Annotated in this window: 26 protein-coding genes and 1 pseudogene; 15 read left to right on the top strand and 12 right to left on the bottom strand. The window is 70.9% G+C overall.

Annotated features, from left to right (window positions below; genetic code table 11):
- Window positions 1-106: 106 nt before the first annotated feature.
- Window positions 107-1,414: a YhgE/Pip domain-containing protein gene (locus tag ACSNOH_RS12335; protein WP_436721305.1), complete on the bottom strand. Its 1,308-nt coding sequence runs from the start codon at window positions 1,412-1,414 to the stop codon at window positions 107-109.
- A gap of 134 nt (window positions 1,415-1,548) precedes the next feature.
- Between ACSNOH_RS12335 and ACSNOH_RS12330 the strand changes: the two genes are divergently transcribed.
- The 5 genes from ACSNOH_RS12330 (at window position 1,549) to ACSNOH_RS12310 (ending at window position 4,734) form a co-directional block, all read left to right on the top strand.
- Window positions 1,549-2,301, top strand: coding sequence for a MerR family transcriptional regulator (locus tag ACSNOH_RS12330; protein ID WP_436721304.1), 753 nt, complete (start codon window positions 1,549-1,551; stop codon window positions 2,299-2,301).
- Window positions 2,302-2,506: 205 nt separating this feature from the next.
- The gene (locus tag ACSNOH_RS12325) at window positions 2,507-2,743 is read left to right on the top strand and encodes a hypothetical protein (RefSeq protein WP_436721303.1); all 237 of its coding nucleotides are present in this window, start codon (window positions 2,507-2,509) and stop codon (window positions 2,741-2,743) included.
- 248 nt (window positions 2,744-2,991) lie between these two features.
- Window positions 2,992-3,417, top strand: coding sequence for a hypothetical protein (locus ACSNOH_RS12320; RefSeq protein ID WP_436721302.1), 426 nt, complete (start codon window positions 2,992-2,994; stop codon window positions 3,415-3,417).
- 123 nt (window positions 3,418-3,540) lie between these two features.
- The gene (locus ACSNOH_RS12315) at window positions 3,541-4,065 is read left to right on the top strand and encodes an N-acetyltransferase family protein (protein ID WP_436721301.1); all 525 of its coding nucleotides are present in this window, start codon (window positions 3,541-3,543) and stop codon (window positions 4,063-4,065) included.
- Between the two features lie 120 nt (window positions 4,066-4,185).
- Window positions 4,186-4,734 carry a hypothetical protein gene (locus ACSNOH_RS12310; protein WP_436721300.1) on the top strand — a complete coding sequence of 183 codons (549 nt, stop codon included), beginning with the start codon at window positions 4,186-4,188 and terminating at the stop codon, window positions 4,732-4,734.
- A 26-nt stretch (window positions 4,735-4,760) separates the two neighbouring features.
- On the opposite strand, the gene ACSNOH_RS12305 is transcribed toward ACSNOH_RS12310, so the two are convergent.
- A complete protein-coding gene (locus tag ACSNOH_RS12305; RefSeq protein WP_436721312.1) occupies window positions 4,761-5,084 on the bottom strand; it encodes a hypothetical protein in 324 nt (107 codons plus the stop codon).
- A 146-nt stretch (window positions 5,085-5,230) separates the two neighbouring features.
- Here ACSNOH_RS12305 and ACSNOH_RS12300 point away from each other — a divergent pair, with 146 nt between their 5' ends.
- The gene (locus tag ACSNOH_RS12300; RefSeq protein WP_436721299.1) at window positions 5,231-6,271 is read left to right on the top strand and encodes an alpha/beta hydrolase; all 1,041 of its coding nucleotides are present in this window, start codon (window positions 5,231-5,233) and stop codon (window positions 6,269-6,271) included.
- A 573-nt stretch (window positions 6,272-6,844) separates the two neighbouring features.
- Here the strand turns inward: ACSNOH_RS12300 and ACSNOH_RS12295 are convergent.
- From ACSNOH_RS12295 to ACSNOH_RS12285, 3 genes are all read right to left on the bottom strand, one after another.
- On the bottom strand, window positions 6,845-7,429 hold the full coding sequence (locus ACSNOH_RS12295; protein WP_436721298.1) for an HAAS signaling domain-containing protein: 585 nt from the start codon (window positions 7,427-7,429) through the stop codon (window positions 6,845-6,847).
- Complete coding sequence (locus ACSNOH_RS12290) at window positions 7,426-7,782, bottom strand: PadR family transcriptional regulator (RefSeq protein ID WP_185944556.1); 357 nt, start codon at window positions 7,780-7,782, stop codon at window positions 7,426-7,428. Before ACSNOH_RS12290 ends, ACSNOH_RS12295 begins: the two co-directional genes overlap by 4 nt.
- A 140-nt stretch (window positions 7,783-7,922) precedes the next feature.
- Window positions 7,923-8,837: an SDR family oxidoreductase gene (locus tag ACSNOH_RS12285; RefSeq protein ID WP_436721297.1), complete on the bottom strand. Its 915-nt coding sequence runs from the start codon at window positions 8,835-8,837 to the stop codon at window positions 7,923-7,925.
- A 96-nt stretch (window positions 8,838-8,933) separates the two neighbouring features.
- Here ACSNOH_RS12285 and ACSNOH_RS12280 point away from each other — a divergent pair, with 96 nt between their 5' ends.
- The 5 genes and pseudogenes from ACSNOH_RS12280 to ACSNOH_RS12260 all read left to right on the top strand — a co-directional run bounded on the left by ACSNOH_RS12280 (window position 8,934) and on the right by ACSNOH_RS12260 (window position 13,466).
- Entirely contained in the window at window positions 8,934-9,617 is a 684-nt protein-coding gene (locus ACSNOH_RS12280) for a TetR family transcriptional regulator (RefSeq protein WP_436721296.1), read from the top strand.
- Window positions 9,618-10,106: 489 nt separating this feature from the next.
- A complete protein-coding gene (locus ACSNOH_RS12275) occupies window positions 10,107-10,445 on the top strand; it encodes a hypothetical protein (RefSeq protein ID WP_436721295.1) in 339 nt (112 codons plus the stop codon).
- Between the two features lie 8 nt (window positions 10,446-10,453).
- Entirely contained in the window at window positions 10,454-10,615 is a 162-nt protein-coding gene (locus ACSNOH_RS12270) for a hypothetical protein (protein WP_436721294.1), read from the top strand.
- A 131-nt stretch (window positions 10,616-10,746) separates the two neighbouring features.
- Window positions 10,747-12,609: pseudogene (locus ACSNOH_RS12265) on the top strand (glycoside hydrolase family 15 protein).
- A gap of 638 nt (window positions 12,610-13,247) precedes the next feature.
- The gene (locus ACSNOH_RS12260; RefSeq protein WP_436721311.1) at window positions 13,248-13,466 is read left to right on the top strand and encodes a hypothetical protein; all 219 of its coding nucleotides are present in this window, start codon (window positions 13,248-13,250) and stop codon (window positions 13,464-13,466) included.
- Window positions 13,467-13,548: 82 nt separating this feature from the next.
- Here ACSNOH_RS12260 and ACSNOH_RS12255 read toward each other — a convergent pair whose 3' ends face one another.
- Window positions 13,549-13,950, bottom strand: coding sequence for a TnsA-like heteromeric transposase endonuclease subunit (locus ACSNOH_RS12255; protein WP_436721293.1), 402 nt, complete (start codon window positions 13,948-13,950; stop codon window positions 13,549-13,551).
- 386 nt (window positions 13,951-14,336) lie between these two features.
- On the bottom strand, window positions 14,337-15,320 hold the full coding sequence (locus tag ACSNOH_RS12250; RefSeq protein ID WP_436721292.1) for an Lrp/AsnC family transcriptional regulator: 984 nt from the start codon (window positions 15,318-15,320) through the stop codon (window positions 14,337-14,339).
- 136 nt (window positions 15,321-15,456) lie between these two features.
- Between ACSNOH_RS12250 and ACSNOH_RS12245 the strand changes: the two genes are divergently transcribed.
- A complete protein-coding gene (locus tag ACSNOH_RS12245; protein WP_436721291.1) occupies window positions 15,457-16,941 on the top strand; it encodes an MFS transporter in 1,485 nt (494 codons plus the stop codon).
- A gap of 33 nt (window positions 16,942-16,974) precedes the next feature.
- On the top strand, window positions 16,975-17,463 hold the full coding sequence (locus ACSNOH_RS12240; protein ID WP_436721290.1) for a glutathione peroxidase: 489 nt from the start codon (window positions 16,975-16,977) through the stop codon (window positions 17,461-17,463).
- Here the strand turns inward: ACSNOH_RS12240 and ACSNOH_RS12235 are convergent.
- The 4 genes from ACSNOH_RS12235 to ACSNOH_RS12220 are packed head-to-tail and all read right to left on the bottom strand — an operon-like array spanning window position 17,429 to window position 22,546.
- Window positions 17,429-18,724, bottom strand: a complete 1,296-nt coding sequence (locus ACSNOH_RS12235; protein ID WP_436721289.1) for a hypothetical protein — start codon at window positions 18,722-18,724, stop codon at window positions 17,429-17,431. The genes ACSNOH_RS12240 and ACSNOH_RS12235 overlap by 35 nt on opposite strands.
- Window positions 18,724-19,806 (bottom strand): TniB family NTP-binding protein, encoded by a 1,083-nt coding sequence (locus tag ACSNOH_RS12230; protein WP_436721288.1) that lies wholly within the window; start codon window positions 19,804-19,806, stop codon window positions 18,724-18,726. The genes ACSNOH_RS12235 and ACSNOH_RS12230 overlap by 1 nt, the downstream gene beginning before the upstream one ends.
- Complete coding sequence (locus ACSNOH_RS12225) at window positions 19,803-21,836, bottom strand: Mu transposase C-terminal domain-containing protein (protein WP_436721287.1); 2,034 nt, start codon at window positions 21,834-21,836, stop codon at window positions 19,803-19,805. The genes ACSNOH_RS12230 and ACSNOH_RS12225 overlap by 4 nt, the downstream gene beginning before the upstream one ends.
- The gene (locus ACSNOH_RS12220; RefSeq protein ID WP_436721286.1) at window positions 21,833-22,546 is read right to left on the bottom strand and encodes a TnsA-like heteromeric transposase endonuclease subunit; all 714 of its coding nucleotides are present in this window, start codon (window positions 22,544-22,546) and stop codon (window positions 21,833-21,835) included. Before ACSNOH_RS12220 ends, ACSNOH_RS12225 begins: the two co-directional genes overlap by 4 nt.
- 234 nt (window positions 22,547-22,780) lie before the next feature.
- Here ACSNOH_RS12220 and ACSNOH_RS12215 point away from each other — a divergent pair, with 234 nt between their 5' ends.
- The gene (locus tag ACSNOH_RS12215) at window positions 22,781-23,707 is read left to right on the top strand and encodes a hypothetical protein (protein ID WP_436721310.1); all 927 of its coding nucleotides are present in this window, start codon (window positions 22,781-22,783) and stop codon (window positions 23,705-23,707) included.
- Between the two features lie 12 nt (window positions 23,708-23,719).
- Here the strand turns inward: ACSNOH_RS12215 and ACSNOH_RS12210 are convergent, their stop codons facing one another.
- Window positions 23,720-24,136 (bottom strand): hypothetical protein, encoded by a 417-nt coding sequence (locus ACSNOH_RS12210; protein WP_436721285.1) that lies wholly within the window; start codon window positions 24,134-24,136, stop codon window positions 23,720-23,722.
- A 221-nt stretch (window positions 24,137-24,357) separates the two neighbouring features.
- Between ACSNOH_RS12210 and ACSNOH_RS12205 the strand changes: the two genes are divergently transcribed.
- On the top strand, window positions 24,358-24,684 hold a 327-nt coding region (locus ACSNOH_RS12205; RefSeq protein ID WP_436721284.1), incomplete at its 3' end, for a hypothetical protein.

Genomic DNA, 24,684 nt, shown 5'->3' with positions numbered 1-24,684 from the left:
TCAGGGAAAAGGGACGGGCTCGCCGCTGTCCCGGTGACAGCGGCGAGCCCGTCCTGTGTCTTTGCGGTGAGTCCCGGCGCCGGAAGCGCGGGGCTCGCCGGTCCCTCTACGCCGTGGCGGGTGCCGCCGCCGCGTCGGTGGACTCGGCGTCGTCGCGCGGGATGCGGTGCATGCCCTTGCGGTCGTAGAAGCGGGTGACGCCGAAGCCGAAGAGCACGGCGGCGACGAACGCGATGCCCATGGAGATCCATGCGCGGGTCAGACCCGCGGCGCCCTGCGCGTCGTAGTAGAGGATGGAGCGCATGCCTCCGGTGATCTGACGGAGCGGCTCGAACTCCGAGAGCCCGCGGAAGAAGCCGGGCAGGGCCTCCAGCGGCACGGTCGCTCCGGAGGACGGGACGGCCATGGCGACGAAGACGATGGTGGAGACCAGCATGCCGGGGGTGCCGAAGACGGCGAGCAGTGCCAGCGCGCCGACGCCGACGGCCGCGATCGTGCCCACGGAGTAGAGCCACAGCAGGCCGAGGTGCGAGGCGTCCATGCCGAGGACGCCGACCGTGGCGAGCTCGACGAGGGAGCCCATGACCACGGAGAGGCCGAGCATGAGGACCGTGCCGACGCCCAGCGTGCGGACCCGGGACGTGTGCCGGACGGGCATGCGCTGGCGGAAGGGGCCGAAGTCGGTGTGCAGGTAGCCGAGCGCGGTGTCGACCTGGGAGACGATCGCGTTGGCGCCGAGCACGCCGCAGACGACGAGGACCAGCGCGTAGTAGAAGGCGCTCAGGCCCATGGCGCTGTGCGTGCCGAGCGGGTGGCCGTCCGCCACCTCGACGTTCACCGGGTCGGTGAGCATCAGCTTGGCGGCCGGGGCGAGCTGGGCCTTCTGCGCGGCGGCGCGGCTCAGGAGCTGCTTGCCGAGCTCGGCGGAGGCGGCGTGGGCCGCCTTCTGGTTCGCCTGGCTGGCCATGGAGGAGCCGATGCTGCCGGCGGACTGGTTGGTCAGCACCGTCAGGGTCGGCCGCGCGGCGTCCGCCGGCTTGGGGCTGGACAGCCCCGCCACCGTGGCGGTGAAGTTCTCCGGCACGACGAGCGCGCCGTAGACCTTGCCCTGGCCGAGCCGCTTGTCGGCCTCCTTGCGGCTGACGACCTGCCAGTCGAAGCTGTCGTTGTCCGCGGCGGACTTCTCGATCCCGGCGACGACCTGCTCGCCGAAGTTGAGGTGCTTGCCGTTGGCGTCGGCTCCGCGGTCGCTGTTGACCAGTGCGATGGGCAGGTCGCGCAGGTTGCCCTTGGGGTTCACGTTGCCGCCGACGTAGAGCAAGGCGAACAGGATGGAAACCACCGCGACGATGAGGCCTGATCCGATCCACAGCCGCGGGCTGCGGAGCACGGAGGAGGGCTCGGGGGAAGGCATATTCGCTCCGAGTTATTACCTAGAGTAACTGGATACTAGAGGTATCCAGTACCTAGATAGTGGCAGTATCTTCCAGGAGTGTCCAGTCGTCGCAGCAGGATGCCCGGCCGACGCACCCCCAGCGAGGAATCCGCATGAAGATCTCGGAGCTCAGCCGCACGACCGGCGTGCCGGTCGCCAGCATCAAGTACTTCCGGCGGCAGGGCCTCATGCCCGCAGGCAGGGCGACGGCTGCGACCCTGGCCGAGTACGGACAGGAGCACGTCCAGCGGCTGCGGCTGATCAAGGCGCTGACCACGCTGGGCGGGCTGTCCATCGCCGCCACGCGCGACGTCCTGACCGCCGTCGACCAGGCGCACAGCACCGACGGAACCCTGGGCGCGGTCAGCTACGCCCTGCCGGTGCCCGTCGCGGAGTCCCCGGCCGGTGACGCCGCCCGGGAGGCGGAGATCGGCGCGGCCGCGGAAGCGGAGGTCGCGGACCTGATCGCGGCCATGGACTGGCAGACGCCCGGCACGTCCCCGCACGTGGAGGGGCTGACGGCGGCCCTGAGGGAGCTCAGGCGGCTCGATGCGGACTTCCGCCCCGGCGAGCTCGTCGCGTACGCGCGGCTGGCCCGGTCCATCGCCCGCCTGGACCTCGACCGCGCGGCCGCCTTCGGCGACGACCCGGAGGCCCAGGCCGAGCAGGCGGTCATCGTCTTCGCCCTCTCCGCGCCCGTCCTCGAACTGCTCCGGCGGCTCGCCCAGGAGGACCAGGTCCGCCGCCGCGTCGCCGGGGACGCCCTCGGCGAGCCCGGCCCGGAGCCGGAGGACTGCGGCGCCCCGGGGTCGGATGATCGCGGTGCCCCGGCGTCGGGTGATCGCGGCGTCGCGGACGCAGGGTGACCGGGCGTCGCGGACGGCGGATGACCGCAGCGGACTGACCGGCGCACGCCCACCGCTCGCCCGGCCCGGCGGTCACAGCTTCTCGCTCGAACGTGGGAACCCTGGCGGAGTGGCCACCCTGCCGCCCCTGCCCGCACTAAGGTTCGGGATCCCCTAAAGGTTCACGGCCCCGGGGCGGGGCCGGCACGTGCGGGAGGGAAGCATCGTGTCCAGCTATCAGTACCGGTGTGCCGTGTGCGGCATCACCTGGGACGAGGTCACCAACAAACGGCAAGCCGAGCAGGAGCGCGACCGGCACCGCCGCGAGGCCCACGACGGCGGCGTCCCGGACGGCGACGGCATCCGCGCCCAGGACTCCGAACCCTGGCCCGGCCGAGGGATGCTCCTCGCCGGGCTTCTCCTGATCGTCATCGTCATCTACAGCAGCCGGCACGGCCAGTAGGTCCGAGGAGGGGCACCGCCACGTGCCGTACCGCGAGGGTTGCAGGCAACCGGCGGCGCTACCGTGCCGGGTTGAGGCGGACATCGAACACCGGCGGGATGTGCCGGGAAGAGCCGGTTCGTAGGGTCTGTCGTTGTGACGACGCGCAGGTGGACGGTGTTCCGGTCCCGTCCCGGACGCGCGTGAAGGCACACCCGGTGATGCGCCGCCCGGCGCGTCACGCCACCGAATCGGCAGGGGAGAAAGACTTGTCCGGTCGCAGAAATCTGCTCACGGCGGTGGCCGCCGCCGCTCTTCTCGGTGCACCTCTCGTCGTAGGGGCCCCGGCGTCCGCCGCGCCGGCCGCCCACGCGCCCGCGGCGGCTGCCGCCTCCTGCATAGGCGGCGCGTGGAAGTACGACAAGCCGGCCGGCTGGTCGTACGCCCCCACGGGCTCCGGCTACTACGTCACGACCAGTCGTTGTGCCGACATCCAGGTCAAGCCGGACAACGCCACCGTGATCCAGCTGTGCTACCTGAAGAACCACGACCCCTCCAAGACCACCTGTAAGGGCCAGGTCACGGTGCAGCCCGGCAAGTGGACCGTTCTGGGAACGGACTTCAACGACAACGTCTATTTCTACTTCCGGTTCACGAACGCCAGTGTCCAGAAGACGGGGCTGGTCGCCGCCTGACCACGGCTTGAGCACCGCCTGACGTGACGGCTTCGCGGCTGTCCCTGCCGATCTGACGGGCAGGGACGGCCGCGGAGTCATGTCCGGGGTGAGGGCCGGAGGGAGGCCGGTTAGGGTCACGCCATGTCTTCAGCCTCTGCAGCCGCACCCGCACCCGCACTCGCATCAGCGTCCGCACCAGCTCACACCTTCCGTCCTGCGACCCGCGCCGACCTGCCGGCCGTGCTCGCGCTGCTCGCCGACGAGGAGCGCGTGGTGGACCCGGCGACGGTCGTGGTGACCGCGGCGTACGAGAGCGCGTTCACCGCCATCGACACCGACCCCCGCAACGAACTGCTGGTCCTCGTGGAGGAGACCCGCGGCCGAAGCGGTGACGGCACGGTGGTGGGATGCCTGCAGGCGACGTACATACCGGGCCTCGGCAAGGGCGGCGTCGAGCGGGCCCTGATCGAGGCGGTGCGCATTCGCGCGGACCGGCGCGGGGGCGGCCTCGGGCGGACCCTGATGGAACGTGCGATCGCACGGGCACGCGCACGGGGCTGCGCGCTGGTCCAGCTGACCAGCAACAAGCAGCGCGTGGACGCCCACCGCTTCTACGCCGCACTGGGCTTCACGCGTAGCCACGACGGGTTCAAGCTCGCGCTCTGAGACCGCTGAGGCCGCTCACCCGCCTCTCCTGCCGCTCCTGTTCCCCTCCTGCCACCGTCCGGTTTCTGCGCGTGCCTGCGCGCGCAGTATCGAGAGGGTGGCGCAGCGGAAGGGGAGGCCATGACCGTGATCGTCGGGCTCGTGCACAACGGCCGGGTGCACCTGGGCGGGGACTCGGCCGGCGTCGCCGGCCTCAGGCTCACCGTGCGCCGGGATCCGAAGATCTTCCGCAACGGTCCGTACGCCATGGGGTTCACCACCAGCTTCCGCATGGGGCAACTGCTGCACCACGCGTTCAGGGCCCCCGTGCCCAAGGGCGACCTGGACCGCTTTATGGCCACCGTCTTCGTCGACAAGCTGCGCACGTGCCTCAAGAACGCCGGCTGGGCGCGCAAGGACTCCGAGCAGGAGCAGGCCGGGACGTTCCTCGTCGGCATATACGGTCGCCTGTTCGCCGTCTACGACGACTACCAGATCGCCGAGCCCGCCGACGGGTACGCGGCCGTGGGCTGCGGGGACGCCTTCGCGCTCGGTGCTCTGCACGCCACCGCGGGGCTGAGCCTGCAGCCGCGCAAGCGTCTGGCTCTCGCACTTGAGGCTGCCGGTCACCACAGTGCCGGAGTCTGCGCGCCGTTCAGCTACGTCACGGCGCGGAAGCGGCACGCCTGACAGCGGGGCGCTCCCGGCGGCTCACCCTAGGCCGTGGCGGGGTGGCCGTAGAGGAAGCGCTGCAGCACGTCGGCCTCCGCGCGGAGCCGTGCGACGCGGTCGGCGTGAGCGGGCGCCGTCAACTGGGCGGCGGCCTGCAGCCGTTCGGTGACCTCGGCCCGTACGATCTCCAGCACGGTGTCCTCGCTCAGCTCGCGGCGTGCTGCCTCGGTGGCGCCGGCGCCCACCGGCGAGTGTTCGAGAACCTGGCTGCCCGCCGCGGCCTCGTCCAGGGGCACCGCTTCCGCGTTGTCCAGGGCGGCGAGCGATGCGCGTATGGCGCTCACCGCCGCCTTGTCGCGGGCGCGCATCGCGTCCGGGAGGGCTTGACGCATTCGAACACGTAGAGACATATCCGGACCTTATGCGGGTGCTTCCGGTGCCGCAACGCGATATCGCCGCAGCAGCGGCGTCCTGACGGCCCGCAGGTTTCACCCGGCGTGATTGGCTACGCCGCATGGATGCCAACCGAGAGTCTTCCGGCGGCGCGCATGCGCGGCAGGGCAGCGCACCGAAGGAAGTTCTCCCCTTCGACCCCGAAGTGGACGCCGCGCTGGCGGTTTTGGGCAAGGAGGCGACAGAGCCCCTCACCCCGGACAACCTCCGGGCCCGGCAGGAGCGGGACGCCGCGAAGCGGCCCCGGCCGACCGCCGAGGACCTTCGTGCCGGCGGCCTCTTCGAGGTGACGGAGCTCAGCGTGCCCGGACCGCCCGGCGGCCCGGACGTCACGCTCGTGAGCGCGCGGCCCTCCGGGCTCGCGGGGCCGCTGCCCCTGCTGTACTACATGCACGGAGGCGCCATGATCATGGGTAATGCGTGGTCCGTGCTGCCGCGGATCCTCCGCGACTGGGCCCTCCCCCTGAAGCTCGCCGTCATCTCCGTCGAGTACCGGCTGGCGCCGGGGACCCGGTACCCGGGCCCGCTGGAGGACTGCTGGGCCGGGCTCGTCTGGGCGGCCGGGCACGCCGCCGGCCTGGGCATAGGCGCCGACCGCATCATCCTCGGCGGCAAGAGCGCCGGTGGCGGACTCGCCGCGGCCCTCGCCCTGCTGTCCCGCGACCGGGGCGGCCCCCGGCCCCTCGGGCAACTCCTGCTGAGCCCCATGCTCGACGACCGCGGCACCACCTTCTCCAGCCACCAGATGAGCGGCCGGGGCGTGTGGGACCTCACCTCCAACGCGACGGCCTGGCAGGCGCTCCTGGGCGACCGCTACGGGGCCGCGGACCTGCCGCCCTACGCGGCCCCCGCCCGCGCCACCGACCTCTCCCGGCTTCCCCCGGCCTACATCGACGTGGGCTCGGCCGACATGTTCCGCGACGAGGGCGTGGCCTACGCGAACGCGATCTGGCAGTCCGGCGGCCACGCCGAACTGCACGTGTGGCCCGGCGCCTGCCACGGCTTCGACGGCCTGTCCCCGCACGCCACCCTCACCCAGGACGCCCGCGAAACCCGCACCCGCTGGCTGAAGCGCCTCCTCACACCCCGCCCAGCCGGATGAACGCGACACGGGCGCGTCGGAAATCCGCTTGAAGCCGCCCGCGCACAGGGCTTGCTCGCTCGCCTTTGCCCGCTTCGTCGGCCTCCATCTTGCGGGGTGTCCGTTGAGGTTCATCGCTGCATCCGCGTGTGGTGCTGATCTGCGGGATGAAGGACCGCGAAGTGCGGTGGGAGCTCGATTCGTATCGTTGGATCTTGCATATCCTGTGGCGGTAGCCGCGCGCGGTACGCGAATCGCCGTGAACCGCCTTCCGTACCGTCCGCCACGTCCCGCCGGACTTGCGATCAGGGTCGCATCGGCATGTCGCCGCGATGCCGCGCCGAATCGCCTCTCACGGCTCGGCCTTGCACGCCTGCGGCATGTGGAGTCCGGTGGGCCGTCCTGGCAAGTGCCATGCTGCCGACCGCCGCTGAGAGAAGCTGCGCTGCCGGTTCGGCGCGGTGCAGATCTTGCGAAAGCGGACCTACACATTCAGTGAAGCGGCCCCCCGTGGGCGTCAGAGCCGAGGTCCCGCCGCCCCCTCCCCATGGGCGCTTCGCTCAGCCCCTGCTCTCGTGCGGCAGGGCATGTGCTTCAACTGTGGCGGGTCCGCCGGACGAGGTGGACCGTCGTGAAGATGACCACCGCCAGCAGGGCGACCACCGCGAGAACGAGGAAGGGGCCCGGCATCGACACGAACAGCGCGGTCCCTGAGAGGACCACAGGGGCGAGAGCGGTCCCCGCGACACCGGCCAGCTTGTCGCTGGCGGTCCAGCGGCGGGAGCGGAGCAGCAGCACCAGGCCGATGAGCCAGGCGACCCAGGACAGGACCGGGATCAGCCAGAACAGCACTCCTCCGGCGATCAGCAGGGTCAGGGCCACGGTGTCCCTTTTCGCGGAGCCGCCCGCTGCCCGGCTGTCAGCGGCCGGCAAGTCGGCGCGCGCGGCGGCGGCGATCTCCTGAGGGTCGCCGAGCTGGCGGAGGATGGCGCGGACCGCCGGGTCATCGCCGTCCTCCGGTGCGTTGCCGGTGCGGGCTTCGGCTCTGGCGACGGCGATGTGGGAGCGGACGTCGGCCAGCAGCTCGCCCCGTCGGCCCGCCGGCAGGTCGGCTGCGGCATGTTCCAGCTCGGCGAGGTACTTCTCGGCGATCGGGTTGGGGGGCAGGTCAACGGTCATGGCTGGGGTGCCTCGTTCTTGGAGAGGAAGTACTGGACTGCATCGTGGAAGCGGGGCCACTCGGTGGTGAACTCGTCAAGCGCGCGATGACCGGCAGGTGTCAGCTGGTAGTAGCGCCGCGGCGGCCCGCTGCTTGATTCCTGCCAGGTGGTTTCCACCAGCGACTCGCGGCGCAGCCGGGACAGCAGCGGATAGATGGTCCCCTCGCTGGTGACCATGACGTCCATCTGCCCCAGCTCACGCAGCAGCTCGACGCCGTACCGGCTGCCATCGCGCAGCAGAGCGAGCACGCAGTACTCCAGCACACCTCGGCGTAGCTGGCTCATTACCTTACTGGCGCCACCGTGTTCCATGCATTGCATGGTACCCGGCTGTGCCGGGATCACTGAAATGTGCGCTTGCGGCGCTGCCCGATGGTTCTGCCTACGCCGGACGAAACGGACAGCGCACCCGCACCGCCCCGCAAGGCGCCGTGAGTGGCGGGGCGGGCTGGTCAGAGCTGGTCGGCGACGCTGATGCCGGTGAGGTGTTCGGCTTCGGTCCACAGGCGTGCCGCGACGGTCTTGTCCTGGGCTCGGCGCGGTGGGCGGGTGGCTTTCGGGGGGCCGGTCATGACCCAGCGGGGGCCGAAGTAGCCGCCGGGTGTGACGTCGGGGCTGGTTGCCGCGTACAGCAGTGGTTCCGTGCCTTGCTCCGGGCCCTGGGAGGGCACGATCTTGGCGGCCAGCGAGGTGAACCCACCGGGTCGGTCGCCGCCGAGGGTAGGTCCCGAGGTCATCAGGTTGGTGCGGGTGGTGCCGGGGTGTGCGCCGACCGACAGCAGCGGCCACTGCTGGCGGGCTGCGATGTCCGCCAGGTGCAGGGTCATCATCAGATCGGCCAGTTTGGACTGGTGGTATGCCTTGGTGGGGCTGTAGTGGCGGGTGGACTGGAGGTCGTCGAAGTTGATCCGGCCGGTGGCTGCGCCGAGGCTGCTCATCGTGGCCACGCGTGGTGCGGGGGCCGACAGGAGCAGCGGCAGCAGCTTGACCGTGAGCGCGAACGGGCCCAGGAAGTTGCTGCCCAGTTGCAGCTCGAATCCGTCCGCTGTTTCGTGCCGGCTGGGCACGTTCGCCACTCCGGCGTTGTTGAGCAGCAGGTCCAGCGGCCTGTCGTCGGCGATCAGCTTGACGGCGAAGTCGCGGACCGAAGCGAGGTCGGCGAGGTCGAGCCGGCGGACCTCGACCTGGGCGGCGGGGTGGGCGGTGAGGATCTCCGCTCGCGCTTGCTCGCCCTTGGCCGGGGTGCGCACGGCGAGTACCACGTGTGCTCCGGCTGCGGCCAGGCGTTTGGCGGCCTCTTTGCCGGTGCCGCTGTTCGCGCCGGTCACGACGGCGAGCTTTCCGTGTTGATCGGGAACCCGGTACATCCCTGCCTCCTAAAAGACTGCTGGTCTCTAACACGGTCAACCGTAACAGACCGCCGGTCTAGCGTTAAGAGACCGGTGGATAGTTACGATGTGAGGGTGGAATTCCAGCGCGCACGAAGTGCCGAGCAGCGACTCGAAAGGCGGCGGCAGATCTTGTCGACGGCAGCCGTGATGCTGACGGAGATGCCGGTTGCCAAGCTCAGCCTCAACGAGTTGAGCCGCCGGACAGGGCTGGCCAAATCCAACGTACTGCGCTACTTCGAGTCGCGCGAGGCAGTCCTGCTCGAACTCTTGCTGTCCGAGATGCGGAACTGGATCGCCGAAGTGGAGCGCGCGACCGGACCGGGCGACGGAACACCGCGCGAGCGCGGGGACCGGCTGGCCGAGATCCTGGCCGCCTCCCTGGCACGGCGGCCAGTGTTGTGCGACCTGCTCGCCGCACAGGCCGCGGTGCTGGAACACAACATCTCCACCGAGGTCGCCGTCCGGCACAAGCACGCGGCCTGGCAGAACACACAGGCCCTGATCGAGCTGGTCCGGCGGCACCTCCCCGAACTCGGCACCGAGGGCGCGGCCCAACTGGTGGAGACGACCGTGCTCACCGCCATGGCGGCCTGGCCGTGCAGCCACCCCCCGGAGGCGCTGCAGGCCGCCTACGACTCGGACCCGGCGCTGGGCGCCCTGCGGATGGACTTCACCGACCTGGTGCGCCGCACGGCGCAGGTGACCGCCTCCGGACTCCTCGCCCGCCACGAGACGGCCTCCGCACGCCCGGCCTGAGCGATCGCCTATGCCGGCGCAAAACGGGCACCTCACCCTGCAAGGCAGGGCCGGCGCGGCATGTGCTCAGGTCCGGGGGTGCCGCACCGTGAATGAGGGCTCCTTCGGTGCCGGCGAGGGTGACGACGTCGCTGTGCTGGGCGGGGTCGGCGCACCCGGACGGTGGCCCCATCGCGTCCTGCGGCACGGCCCGCCATCCCGGCGTCAGAGCCCTCGCGGACGGTCGGGCCGGTCCCATCGACGACGCCGTCGACTGACCCCACGGGGCGTCGCGTACGGCCTGCGGGCGTGCGGGCGTACCCCGACCCACTGGCCGCTTACTGAACCGTATCTGATCCGAGGTGACCTATTACTGCGGAAAGGCTCCGTGGTCTGCCAGTGCGCGTGAGCGCTGTCGCGGCGGCGATGCGGCAGGCGCGGGTGTTGCCAGGCAGGGCGTGGGTCGGTCGTGAGGTGCGGGCGCGGTGCCACGGTCCGACAATGGCGTCCATGAACCGTGTGGAGAACGTGCTGTTCATGCGGGCTGAAGACGCCGGCACGGGACATCAGGCGCTGGACCGGCTGCGCCGCGCCGACGCCGACGGCGCCCTCACCCTGCGCGGGGCCGCCGTGATCGCCCGGGACGCGCAGGGTTCCGTCGACTTCCCCGACACCCTCGACACCACCGGCACCGCTCGGGGCTTCCTCGCAGGCGGGCTGATCGGCGGCCTCGTCGGCATCCTCGGGGGCCCCTCGGCGTCATGGCCGGTTTCGGAGCCGGTGGTCTCATCGGCGGCGCCCGGGACGCGCGGCGGGCCACCGCGGACAACGTCGCCCTCCAGCTGCTGACCGAGGAGGTGCCGCCGGACACCACGGTCTTGGTGGCGGAGGTCGCCGAGGACGGCCCGGAGGCGGCGGACGAGGCGCTCGCGCCGTACGGGACGCCCGTACGGCACCCGGCGGACCGGGTCAGGGAAGAGGTTGAGGCGGCGATCGCGGAGGGCAGGAGGAGCGCGTGACACCCGCGCGCCCGGACCGTCCCCCTCCGCCCCGCCGCACCGGCACGGCGAAGCAGCGGCCCGTGCTCCGCCTTGCCGGTGGTCGTCCCCCCCGGTGCCGGTTTTGGTGCTGGTGTCGGGGAGGCCGCCGGATGACCCGCGAGAGTCCCCGCCCGAGCAGGGCCGACGCGCCCCGCTACCTGCCCATCGCCGAGCACGGCCTCATCGGTGACATGCGTACGGCCGCGCTCATCGGGACGAACGGCACGATCGACTGGTACTGCTGCGCGCGTTTCGACGCACCGAGCGTCTTCGCCGCGATCCTAGACGCGGACCGCGGCGGGGCCTTCGAACTCGCCCCGGAGGTGCCCGCCCGGACGAAGCAGTTCTACTTCCCCGACGCCAACATCCTGATCACCCGGTTCTTCGCGGACCACGGCGTCGGTGAGATCCAGGACTTCATGCCGATCGTCGACGACTCGCGGGAGGCGGACCGCCACCGCCTGATCCGCCGGGTGCTGTGCGTCCGCGGGGCGCTGCCGTTCAGCGCCCGGGTGGCACCGCGCTTCGACTACGGGCGGCAGACGCGCACCGTGAGCGTCCGGAACGGCCATACGGTCTTCGAGTCCCCGGACCTGTGCCTGGGTCTGGCGTCCAGCGTCCCGGTCGAGATCGACGGTCCGGACGCCCGGTCCTCCTTCACGCTGAAGGAGGGCGAGGCGGCGGTGTTCACGCTGGACCGGATCTGCGAGGGAGTGGAGCCGCGGGGCCGCACGCCGCTTGAGGCGGAGGAGATGTTCGGTGCCACGGTGCGGTACTGGCGCCGGTGGCTCTCGCGCTCCCGCTACCGGGGGCGTTGGCGGGAGACGGTTCACCGTTCCGCGCTCACCCTCAAGCTCCTCACGTACGCCCCGACCGGCGCCATCGTGGCCGCGCCGACGACCAGCCTGCCCGAACAGATCGGCGGCGAGCGCAACTGGGACTACCGCTATGTGTGGGTGCGGGACGCCGCGTTCTGCATCTACGCACTGCTCCGGCTCGGATTCACCGACGAGGCCAAGGCGTTCGTGGGCTTCCTGTCCGGGATCATCCGCGCCGGATGCGGCTCCGCACCCGGCACTGGAGCCGGGGTCGGGGCCGGGGCTGAAGGCCCGCTGCAGATCATGCCCGGGATCGACGGCGGAAGCGAGCTCCCGGAGGAGGAACTGCCCCACCTGGAAGGCCATTTGGGCTCGTCACCCGTCCGTATCGGCAACAACGCCGTCACACAGCTCCAACTGGACATCTAAGGAGCCCTCATCGACTCCCTCTACCTCTACGACAAATGGGGGGAGCCGCTGTCCAGCGACGACTGGGACACCGTCGGCACGCTGGTCGACTGGGTCTGCGACCACTGGGACCAGCCGGACGAAGGCATCTGGGAGACCCGCGGGAAGGCCCAGCGCTTCCTCTACTCACAACTGATGTGCTGGGTCGCGATCGAGCGGGCGATCCGGATCGCCCGCCACCGCGGCCTGCCGGCGGACATGCTGCGCTGGATCCGGGCGCGGGACACGATCTACCGGCGGATCATGGAGCGCGGCTGGTCAGCGGAGCGGCGGGCGTTCATCCAGCACGAGGGCGACGACGTCCTCGACGCCGCCGTCCTGATGATGCCGCTGACCAAGTTCATCTCGCCCACCGACCCGAAGTGGCTGGCCACCCACGACGCCCTGGGCGAGGGCCTGGCGTCCGACTCCCTGGTATACCGCTACGATCCGCAGCGCAGTCCGGACGGCCTGCGGGGCGAGGAGGGCACCTTCTCGATCTGTTCCTTCTGGTACGTCGAGGCCCTCTGCCGCGCCGGCCGGGTGGACGACGCCCGGCTGGCCTTCGAGAAGATGCTCACCTACGGCAACCACCTCGGACTCTTCGCCGAAGAGATCGGCCGCACCGGCGAACAGATCTTCCCCCAAGCCTTCACCCACCTGGCGCTGATCAGTGCCGCGTTCAACCTCGACCGGGCACTGGGGTAAGTCTGGTCTCCGCAGCCATGGTCCGCGTCGGGGCGGGCCGTCGCATCCAGGGACGGGCCTGGGGTGGTGTCGCCTGTGACATGCGGGACAGACACCTCGCCGCGCTGCGGGCCGTCTTCAAGGCCGAGGGACAGCCCGGACGAGGCGGGAGCACTTCCCGCGCTGGAGCGCGTCGCCCGGAGCACGGCGCACGAGAAGGCCCGGCGCTTCGGTTCCCGGCCAGCCGTCGACTGAGAGGCGCGTGCGCCGTACGAGGTGGGGCCGCCTTGTACGGACCGTGGTGCGTGCCTTGGTGGCGCCGGCCTAGCTCGGGTGATCCGAGTACCCGGTATGGCCTCGGTCGCCGTCGTTGTCCCGGGCGCGAACCCCCGGCGCACCCGAGCCCGTCATCGCCCGGTACCCGCCGGAACTGGTCGGACAGTGACCAACACACCATGCACACCTGGCAAGCGACCGAGGCGGCCCGCGTCGGCCAGCCCGCCGACGTCTCAGGCACCTGACGCACCCGCCCTACGGAGCGCCGCAGACAACGCTGACCCCAGCAAGCCCATCCACCCATTCGGCCCAGCCCGCAGCGCCGTCTGGCCAGCAGAGGGCCAGCATGGCGTAAAGGGATACCCGGACACGCACGGGAGCACATCGTGATCAAGAAACTGCATGAAGCCGGGCTGCGCAGCGAACACGCTTACACCGCGGCCCTGGCCTCCATCGGACTGTCGTTCCTGTCCTGGGCTGCCTCCGTCAAAGGCGAATCAGCCGGCATTGACCGTGCCGACCGCTGGGGCATCTTTGTGGGCGAATGGGCCCCGACCTTCTTCGGTCTCGGCCTAGCCCTCGCCCAGTACGAGGACGACTGAACCACCATAGGCGGGGTCGGTGTTCGTCACCCACCGCAGCCCGGGCCCCGGCAAGGTCCTCGCGGCCGCGAGGTGCGCCCGGTCACCGGGCTGGCACGGCGGTGGTATGGGCAGGAGTACCTCGCCCCTCGGCGGCCACGCAGGCCGCCTCAGTCGCCTCGAACTTTACCCAGTCCCGCGGCCAGCGCCGCTCGGCCGTACGGCAGTTCAGCACCACGGCCGACCCGTCACCGCGGCGCGCGAAGAAGTCCGGCACGTGCGACAGCGGCCGACCGTCCGCGGACGACCAAAACAGCCAGAACGGCTGCGAGGAGATGCCGACCACCGCCGGGTTGAAATCCAGCAGCATCACATGGTCGCGCTCCAGCCAGGGCTCGTACCCGGCCGCCTTCGCCGACCACCACGGACCCGGCAGATTCCGCTGCCCCCGGTACGACGCGAACGCGCGTACCGGGGGTGCGTCCTCGAACCGCACTGCCGACACGTCGCCCAGCGGACGCCGCAACTCCGACCCGTCCGCAGCGAGGTACGCGACCTCGTACCCGGCTGCCGGTGGCCCAGCGGAATCACCCGGCAGGACCTCTAATCCATGCACCGCGTTCGGCTAACCCCGCCTGCTTGCAAGGTCACGCTGACCCATGCAAGACCCGATGCAGCTTATAGCTGACATCTGCAAGGTCAACCCGCGCTGGACAGCCCCTGTCCGTTGTTGTTCAACCTTGCGGTTGGGCCCAGTGACTACCTGGGTGACGAAGGCCGACTGAGCCGACAGCCGGGACGGCATGTGAATTGCGATCTTGCGGATTGCGTGAGTCAGGCACTGGCGGCATCAGCGGAGTGGCGTGTGTGCGCCTGGCTGCTACGCGGTGCTCATCGGGTGGCGGGGGGGTAGTACGTCAGGCGTTTGACTTCTCGCAGGATGGGAGTGGTCTCGATGGACTGCACGCCGGGGAGGGTGCCGATGCGGTGGTCCAGGTACTGGTACAGCTCGTCGGTGTCGCGAAACAGCCCGGTCGCGAACAGGTTGGATGCGCCGGTGGTGACGGCCGCGAAGGGGATTTCCGGGTGGGCGGCCAGGGCGGTTCCGACGGTGCCGAGCTGTCCGGGGGCCACGCGTAGCCAGAAACGCACCTGCATGTCGTAGCCGAGGTATTCCGGGATGTAGTCGACGGCGAGGCGCAGTGCCGCGGTGGAGCGCAGGTGGTCGAGGCGCCGGGTGATGCTGGCGGGGGAGCGGTCCGTGGCGTGGGCGAGTTCGGAGACGGTGGCGCGGCCGTCCTTGGCCAGTTCGGCCATGAGCTGTTCGTCAACGGCGTCCAGCCCAGTCTCCGACACGGAGGGCTCGGACGCCGGCGCCGGGGGCGTCGTGGTCCGGTCTTCGTTTCCCTGCGCGTCGGGGACGGGGATGTGCCAGGCGTCGGAGGCGCCGTCGAAGGCGTGCAGCAGACAGTAAGCGCTGACGGAGACGACCTGGGGGGTCTGGGGGAGCTTGTGCAGCAGCAGGGCGTCGCGTTCGCCGGTGGTACGGGTCGCGAACGCGCAGTGCAGCTCGGTGCCACCGGAGGCGATGCTGACCCAGGCGGTGTCGGGGCGCCGGGCCAGGGCATCGGCGATCTTGGCGGAGGCGTCGGGTGTGCAGCTCACGCGCAGCAGCCACCGGGTCGCTCCCGCGGGGTGGCGTCCGGGCACGCCGATGACGCGCAGGCCCATCGCGTGCAGGCGCCGGTAGCGGCGGCCGACGGTGTGTTCCGAGACGCCGACAGCAGCGGCGAGGCGGGCGAACGGCGCCCGCCCGTCTCGCTGGAGCTCCCGCACCAGGCGCCGATCAACCGCGTCAAGGGTGCCGGAAACCATTGCTTCCCCGCTCTCCCGTGATGGATCTTTTCACATTCCAGCGTACGGCTTCGGAAACAACGGTTGGGGCAGCGACGGTGGGCGGAGCCGAACGCGGCACCGCACCACTTCTCCCCTTTTCGCAAGGAAGCCCCTCATGTCCCCCTCCCCTCCCTCCACGGCAGACCCCGGACGCTGGAAGGCCCTGTTCTTCATCTGCCTGGCCCAGCTGATGGTCGTCCTCGACGTCACCGTCATGAACATCGCCCTGCCCTCGGTCCAGCATGACCTCCGCTTCTCCGACGGCACCCGCCAATGGGTCGTCACCGCCTACTCGCTCGCCTTCGGCGGGCTGCTGCTGCTCGGGGGCCGCCTCGCGGACCTGTGGGGACACAAGCGAGCCCTTGTGGCCGGCATCATCGGCTTCGCCGCCGCCTCCGCCCTCGGCGGCGCGGCCCTGAACACCGGGATGCTGATCGGCGCCCGAGCCCTGCAGGGCGTCTTCGGCGCCATGCTGGTTCCCGCCGTGCTGTCGCTGATGTCGGTGATGTTCACCGACACCACCGAACGCGCCAAGGCATTCGGCGTCTTCGGCGCCCTGTCCGGCGGCGGCGCGGCCATCGGCCTGATGCTCGGCGGGGTGCTCACCCAGGCGCTGAACTGGCGCTGGACCCTGCTGATCAACATCTTTTTCGGCGCCATCGCCGCCGCGGGGGCTCTTCGCACCGTGCAGGCCCCGGCCCCGGACCGGGCCCGCCCGCGGCTCGACGTTCCCGGAGTCCTGCTCGCTTCCAGCGGCCTGATCGGCTTCGTCTACGGGCTGTCCCATGCTTCCTCCGGTGGCTGGAGATCCGCCGGCACGCTGGTTCCGGTGGGCGCGGGAGTGGTTCTGCTGGCCGCGTTCGCGGTCCTGCAACGGCGGGTGTGCTCGCCGCTGCTGCCCCTGCGCGTCCTCGCCGACCGCAACCGCGGCGGCGCCTACCTCGCGGTGGGCCTGGCCGTGATCGGCAACTTCGGCATGTACCTGTTCCTGACCTACTACCTGCAGAGCGTTCTGGGACTCAGCCCGGTGCAGGCCGGGGCGGGATTCCTGCCGATCGCCGCCGCCTCGGTGATCGCCTCCACCCGGATCGGTCCCCGCCTCGCCCCGCGCCTGCCCAGCCGGGCCGTGATGGGCCCCGGCTTCCTCATCGCCGCCGCCGGGCTGCTCCTCCTCACCCGGATCACCCCCGAGAGCTCCTACTGGACCGTCGTCCTGCCCGGCATGCTCGTCACCGGCCTGGGCCTGGGCACCGCCCTGATGCCCGCCTTCAGCTTGGCCACCCTGGGCGCCGATCCGCGGGACGCCGGCATCGCCTCGGCCATGGTCAACACCTCCCAGCAGGTCGGCGGCGCGATCGGCACCGCCCTGCTCAACACCATCGCCGCCACCACGACCGCCGCCTACACCCGCCATCACCCCGGCCAGGCCACCGAAGCCCTCGTCCACGGCTACAGCACTGCCCTGTGGTGGGCCGCCGGCATCCTCACCCTCGCCGCCTTGGCCGCCACCCTCCTCATCAACCACGATCCCCGCCCTCGGCCGTACCCGGACACCCGGGAACCGCGCCAACCCGACCACGCTCCGGCCGCACACCACTGACCCAGCCCCCGACCAGCACACGTAAGGAACGACATGTCTGTCTTCGATGTCCAGATCGACGCCCTCACCGGCGGCCCCGCCAACCTCGCCCAGTACAAAGGAACAGCCGTACTGATCGTCAACGTCGCCTCCCAGTGCGGTCTGACCCCGCAGTACGCGGCCCTGGAAAGGCTCCAGCAGCGCTATACGGCGCGCGGCTTCACCGTCCTGGGCGTTCCCTGCAACCAGTTCATGGGACAGGAACCCGGCACCGCCGAGGAGATCGCCGCCTTCTGCTCCGCCACCTATGGCACCACCTTCCCGATGACGCAGAAGACCGACGTCCACGGCGAGACCCGCCATCCCCTCTACGACGAGCTGGTCACCACCCCCGACGCCGACGGCTACACCGGCGAGGTCCGCTGGAACTTCGAGAAGTTCCTCATCGCCCCCGATGGCGCCGTCGCCGCACGTTTCGCGCCGCAGACGGACCCCGAGGCGGAGGTGATCACCGCAGCGATTGAAGCCGTCCTGCCCATCTGAACACCCACTCCCGGTGTTGCCACCACCGACCCGGCCCCACACCGTCGTCAATGCGTCGGTGGACACGAGACGGCAGCTGCGGCGCCGTTGTCGACCAGTTCCGGCGCGGGGGCGGAGGGCGAGGGGCTGTTCCTTCGAGTTCCCGGCGCTTCCTCGCGACCTCTTGCTTCATGAGGTCGTCAGTGCGGGTGCTGTGCCAGATGGTGCCTTCCCACTTCACGTATCGAGGTTCGCGATCGCGGAGGAGGACGGGCTTGAGGTGGCCGTGGAAGAGGAGCGTGCTGCCCTGGTCCTTGCGGCTGCGGCGGCTGAACCACATCGCGCTCTTCTCGTGCCGGGCGAGCCGGTTCGCGGCGAGGCCGGGGAGGGTGCCGCGGACGCGGCCGGGCGTGTAGGTGGTCAGCGGCCGGCTGGGTGGCCGCCAGGAGTCGGCGAGCGCCCAGTGCCCGATGGCGTCGCCGCCGCGGTCGGGCGGGCTGTAGGGATAGGTGACGCGTCTGGCGACCTCCGCGAAGAACCGGGCCTGCTCGGCTTCGGAGCCGTCGGCCATCCGGCGCCAGTAGGACGAGGCGATCAGCGGGGCGAGGGTGACGGCTTCGGGATAGACCGCGGCGAACAACCGGGAGGTGCTGTAGTCGACGTAGTCCTGCTTCTCCCGGTCGAAGGGGATCAGCAGGTCGAGGCGGTCGTCCCAGGTGTCCCAGACGCCGAACGGCTCCGGTCGCCCGTCCACGGACCAGATATGCGCGCAGATCATGAGGGCGGTCAGCACCGCGTCGTAGGTGGCGGCCCAGCCGTAGCGCCGCAGGACGAGCAGGTGGCGTCGCTGGGCGTCGATGACGTCCGGGAGCCGGGCGAGATCGACGGCGGGGTGGTCGATGTCGGGCGGGCCGATCCACCGACCGTGGCGCAGGCAGACGTAGGTGTGGTGGGGAAGGAGCCGGACCACCGGGCCGCCGGGATGGCGGACGTCGCAGAGGTGGCAGCCGGTCTGCGGCTGGTGGCGGAACATCTGCCAGTCGGGTGGCGGGTCACGTAGTTCCGGCATGGCCCCGGCCAGGGCGTGGACGCTGCGGCCGGTCAGCGCGGCGAGCCGTTCGGGGACGACGACGCGGCGGCCGGCTCCGGGGTGAGCGGGCCGGGTGACTTGTAACCACAGGCCGTTGATGTCCAGGCCGTGGAGGGTGGCCAGGCGGCTGATGTAGGACGGGGGGATTTCGTGCCGGGCGGGCGGGACGGGGTCGGGAAGCGTGTGGAGCATCAGGCCGCGCGCCTCCGCCGTCCGGTCGCCTTGGCCGGGGCGGTGAGCTGTTCGGACTGCTCGGCGGCGAAGTCGACGGGGACGATCTCCAGCAGCTCTTCGCTGATCCGCTCGCTGCCGTCCTCGATGGCCAGCACGGCGGCGCCGCGGATGAGCTGGGACAGGCTGCCGATCATGCCTCCGGTGCGGTGGAAGAGGTAGTCGCTCATCGCGGTGAGCGTGCCCGGCGCGTGCTCGTGGAGGCGGAGCATGGACTCCAGCGTGCCGACCAGGCCGGCCCACGCGTCCTTGTCGGCGGTGGTGGCGTAGGAGAACGGGGCGGCGGGGATGACGACGAACCGTCCGGCGATCTGTCGGCCCCGGGTTCCGGCGAACAAGCCCTGGCTCTCGATGTCGATGCCCGCGTAGGCGAATGTGGCGGGCAGCCGCTCGGCGAAGTACTTCAGCTGGTCGGAGGCTTCCGCCCCCGCCCGGCTGCCGAGGTTGAGGTTGTGCAGCTCGTCCACCAGGACCAGGTCGACGTGGACGTGTGCGGCGGTGGCGCAGACGGCGTCGACGACGTCGGTGTGGGTGGCCCGGGCCGGGAAGGTCAGCCCGAAGAACCGGGCGAACTCCATCGCGAGCATCTTCGGGGTGGCCGCGGGCGGGACGGTGACGTAGATGACCGGCAGACGGGCACGGTCGTGCGGGTGGCGCTTGCGGGTGGCCAGCTCGTGCGCGCGGCCGAGCTGGGTGAGCGCGGTCGTCTTGCCCGTGCCGGAGGCACCGGAGAGGATCACGCCGCGGCGGGCGGAGACCTGGTGGCGGTTGAGCTGGATCAGCAGCCGGGAGGTGGAGATCACCTTCCGGATCGTCGGGGTGTTCACCAGCGGCAGGTCCGCGTGATACTCCCGCCGCACCTCGTCAGCCCGGGCGCGTTCCCGCCCGGTCAGCGCGGCCCGCTCGGCGGCGGTCAGCAGCTTCGGCGGGACGCTCTCGTGCTCGACGTAGCGGCGCCAGCCCTCCTTGGTCGTCAGCGGGGAGTCCGGCGGGGCCTGCTCGCCGGATTCTGGCTGCGGCGTCGCGGTCGCGGGCGTGCTCATAGCCACCTTTCGGCTTCGGCGTGGGCGTCGAAGACCCCGAAGGGCACCACCTCCGCGGACGGTGCCGCCGCGGAGTCCGGCTCGGGGTCAGGCGTGTTCTCGGTCTCGGGCGTAGCAGTGGGCGCCGGGAGAGCGGCGACGGTGCGGGTGCGGCCGATGACCCGCGCGGAGCGGAGGTCCGGCCCGTGCTCGGCGCGGGTCAGCAGCGCGTCCAGGACGCGGGCGACGGCGGTCTCGTTGGTGTCGTCCAGGCCGGCCGCGGCGGCCAGGCGGCGGGCGTGGTCCCAGGTGAAGTCCGCGAAGGGTGCGTTCACCAGGGGCAGGTGCACCCAGGGCGCGGTGATCCAGCCGCTGGTGGTGCGGACGAAGACGCGGGAGAGGTCGTAGGGGTCGTAGTGCACCTCCCAGAGCCCGCGCTTGGCCGCGTGGCCGGCGTGCTGGCGCCGCCACGGCCCGAGCTCGGGCGCGTCGTAGGTGCGGTGGCCGATGCGGATGCCGTAGTCGTTGATGGCCCGCCAGGCCACCGGCAACAGCTCCAGGTAGTCCTCCCCGCGCAGCACCAGCGGCAGGTAGCCGGCCGCCGCGACCAGGGAGGCGTACTTGTCGTTCGGCGACATCGCCTTCCCCGGACGGAACGGGTCGCGCAGCGCGTCGTGCGGCCGCATCTGCCACCCGGCCAGCAGCCACTCCTCCAGCAGGTCCTGGAGTTCGGGGATCGTCCAGACGGCGGCCTGTTCGACGCGCTCGCCGCGGCGGGTCACGTCCCGGCCGGTGTAACCGGCCAGGTGCTGGCAGAACAGCGTGTTGACCGCCGAGAAGGTGGCTTCCACGATCGCCTTGTCCGTCGGCGTGCGCGGGCGGGCGCGCTGGACGGAGATGCCGAGGCGTTCGCAGGCCCGGATGAAGGTGTCGGAGATGAACACCTTCCCGCCGTCGATGACCACGGTGTCCGGAACGATCACCGGTTTCGCGGCGGCCTGCTCCATCCGCGCGTCGATGTCGAGCAGCTTCCGGTGCGGCATCCGCGAGGCCGCCATCCGCAGCGAGGTGGACCAGCCCGGCCGCATCGGCTCCGGGACCAGCATCCGTGCCAGCAGCAGCGCGGCGTCCACCGCCTTGGTGCCCACCGGCCGCAGCACCGCCGCGCAGACCGTGCGGGTAGCGACGTCGACCGCGATCGTCAGATCGGCGCGGGCGGTCACCCCCGAGTCCAGGACCACCATCACGTCGAGCGGGGTGGAGTCGATCTGCACCTGCTCGCCCGGCCGGTCCGCGAACGTCGGCGTGAATGGGCCCGCCGGCCGATTCGCCGTCTGCCGCCGCGTGAGGGCTGAGCCGAAGGTGTGCCGCCCCGTGGAGAGCGCATCGATGAGACGGTAAAAGGTGTTCCGGCTCGGCAGGGGCACCACCCCTTCCCCGTGGGTGGCCTCCACCAGCTTCACCGCCCGCCGGATCACGCGCGACCGCGTCCCCGTCGAGACCTGCGTCTGGTCATCCAGCACCTGGCGGACTGCTGCCACCACCCGCGCATCCACCCGCCCGGTGGCCTCCCGTACCCGCACCAGCCGCTGATCGACCAGTCCCCATAACCCTTGCCGGGAGTAGCGGGACCGCTTGTCCATCACCGTGCGCAGGCTCACGCCGAGTTCGTCGGCCTTCGCCTGGGCCCGCTCCACCACGGTCCGCGCGGCCGGGTCGTACTCGCTCCGGGCGGCCGTGCCCGGCTCGGCGCCGGGCGGCAGCCCGGTCTCCACCTCCACCACGTGCCGCTGCCACTCCACCGCCGCCGCCCGCGCCGGCTCCGGCAGCGTCTCCAGCAGCCCGGCCGGCTCCATCTCCGGCAGCGGCTCGACGCCGGTAACAGCGAAGTCCGGCGCCGCCATCAAATACGAGGCCAGCACCACCGACTCCGCCCCGCCGGCCGACCGCAGCCGCACCGCCGTCCCGGCCAGCGCCACCACCTGATGGTCGTCGCCGTCGAAGGTCACCCAGTCACCCGGCCGCAGCACCGAGCCGCCGCCCGCCGTCACCGGCTCACCCCCAACGAGACCAGCGAACTGCTGTGCAGGGGCAGCGAGGCATCCACTGCCAGCTCGTGCGACCACAGCAGGTGGAACAGCACCGGCAGCACCGCCATCGGCTCACCCGCCGCCGCGGCGCCGTCCATCAGCGCCACCGGCTCGGCGAACACCTCCCGCAGCACCGAGGCCGCCGGCTCCAGCCGGTGCCGCGGGTGCCGGTAGCCCGCCAGCCACCGAACGTTGCGGACCACGACCGCATCCGGGGCGCTCAGCAGCCGGAACTCCCACCCCACCTTCGCGCAGGCCGCCTCCGTCGCCTCGAACTTCGCCACATCCCGCGGACGACGGCGTTCGGCCGGGCGGCAGTCGATGACCACCGCCGTCCCGTCATCGCGACGCGCGAAGTAGTCCGGCGCGTGCGAGACGGCCCGGCCGTTCGCCCCTGACCAGAACAGCCAGAAGGGCTGCGAGGCGATACCGACCACCGCCGGGTCGAAGTCCAGCAGCATCACCTGATCGCGCTCCAGCCAGGACTCGTAGCCGATGTGCCGGCCCGTCGTCGCCGACCACCACAGGCCCGGCAGGTTCCGCTGCCGGCGGTACGACGCGAAGGCGCGTACGGGAAGGGCGAGCTCGAACGGCACCGCCCACGCGTCCGCCAGCGGGCGCCGCAACTCCGAACCGTCCGGGGCGACGTACGCGACCTCAAAACCGGTCACCGGCGGACCCGCAGAACCACCAGGCAGGACCTCTAACGCATGCTTCACGTCCGGCTAACCCCACCCCTCGATGCAAGGTCACGCTGACCTATGCGAAGCGTGATGCAGCTTAGAGCTGACATATGCAGAGTCAACCCGTACCGGACACGGGGACCCGGAGCGATTCTCATAGGGGAGCGTTTGCGATGATGAGTCGTTACGTACCTTCGCCCGTGAGGTGATTTCTTGAAGAAGGTGGCACTGCGTCCCTACGCACTGTTGCCTCGGCATTACGACGACCGGAAGGTCCTGGCCACCACGGTGGACGCGTGGGGCAGAGCCCTCTGGCTGCTCTGCCCTGACGCGGAGCTCGTACCGAACCCGTACGGAAAGGCGTGGCCGCGGCCCCGGGGCTACCCGTACGACGCGCTGGTCGTGATCAGCGACGCGGGAGACGTACAGGAACGTGTCCTGCACGGCGTGACGCTGTTGCCGCGGAACCTGGACGCCTTGCCCAACGGCCGGCTGGTGCTGCAGAGCCACGGGGCCGTGGGAGAGCGGAACGCGCAGATATACGGCCGTGACGGCCGGCGGCGGCGCGGTTTCGCCATGGGGCGTGCGATCGAGTTCATGATGGCGGACCGGCGGAACAACCTGTGGAGCGCCTATTTCGACGAAGGGGTCTACGCCGACCCCATCAGCGCCGCGGGCCTGGTCCGCTGGGACAGCGGGGGCAACCGCCTGTGGGGCTACACGGCCCCGCAGGGCGTCGAATACATCGACACCGTCTACGCCTTCAACGTCGCGGACACCGTGGCCTGGGCCACCTACTACCCCACGTTCCCCCTTCTCGAAGTGCGCGCCGACGGGCACGTCCGCCTGCGGAAGAACGCCGTGCGCAGCCCCGTGGGCATGGCCGTCCGGGACGATGAGATCCTCATGCTCGGCGGTGGTGCCGGCGGTCGCAGGGACCGGTTGCACCACTGCCGTATGACCGCCGGCGAAGTCCTCCTGACCGAGGAAGCGGAGCTCACCCTCCCCAACGGCGCCCCGCTCAAGCAGTACGCACGCCCTGTCGGCAGGGGAGAGAGCCTCTACCTGCGGGGTAAGTCCGTCAGGCAGTGGTACGTGCTGAACGTCCAGGACGAGGCCAGGGCTTGTTCAGGGAGACCGGCGGGATGACGGAGGCGGCGTTCAGATACGCGCGTTGAGGGTCATGAAGGACCGCCGCTCGATGAAGTGGTCGAAGGCCGGGCGCACGTCGGCTCCTGCGAGTTCCACCCCGCACATGTAGAGCTCGGGACGGCCGGACAGCAGCTCGAAGTCCCTCACGGCGTCCTCGAAGCGGCATATCACCCCCGGTTCGGATGCCGAATCGATCAGCAGCACGTGTTCGTGCAGGGCCATGGGCGTCTGCCGGGCCCATTCCACCGCCTCGTCGTCCGAGACGCCGTCCAGTGTGAGCGAGCGATGCGGGATCTCCCGCCAGTCGATGCCCGAACCGGCCCACGGAAGCGAGCAGAGGTACGCATCGAACCCGGCTGACAGCGACACCGGCCCCGCGTCCGCGCCGTGTTCGTCAAGCCAGGAGGAGATGTCGTCGATACGCATGCACAGAGGCTAGATCACGAGACGCTCGCGCCATGCCTCGGTACCGTTGCCTGTCGGCCGCACGACATGTGGTGTTGCGGCGAAGTGCCAGGCGAGCTCCGCGAGGGACCGGCGTTGTTTTCCGTCTATCGGAGGAATCTCAGGGGGGTACGGGACGGCTGCACCGGGGGACGTGCACGCTGTTCCGCGTGACGGGGTGGCGGAGATCAGGGTACGCGGTGATGCTGGCCACGGCTGCGGTGCTCACAGTGACGGGCGAGGCGGCGGCGGACGACGGCGGTGCGCATGCCGTAGTGGGCAACACGACGGTGAACGCGGTCCTGCACCGCCTGCCGGGTCTGCTGCCGCCCCACCCGCCCACGCACGCCAAGGTGAACGCCCTGGGAGGTGCCGCGCAGGCGGAAGTGACCGACAACGGTCAGGGATGCCTGGACGTCACGGCGCAGGTGCTCACGGTGGCAGCGGCGGAAGTGTGGCTGAAGTGCCGTAACACGCCGCCGCCGGCACCCCCGGCGCCGCCTGCTCCCGCGCCTCCGGCCCCCGCGCCT

The sequence above is a fragment of the Streptomyces sp. URMC 127 genome, assembly GCF_051386535.1.
GTDB lineage: Bacteria > Actinomycetota > Actinomycetes > Streptomycetales > Streptomycetaceae > Streptomyces.
The sequence above is the reverse complement of the archived record's forward strand: the minus strand, read 5'-3'. Positions and strand labels throughout refer to the sequence as shown.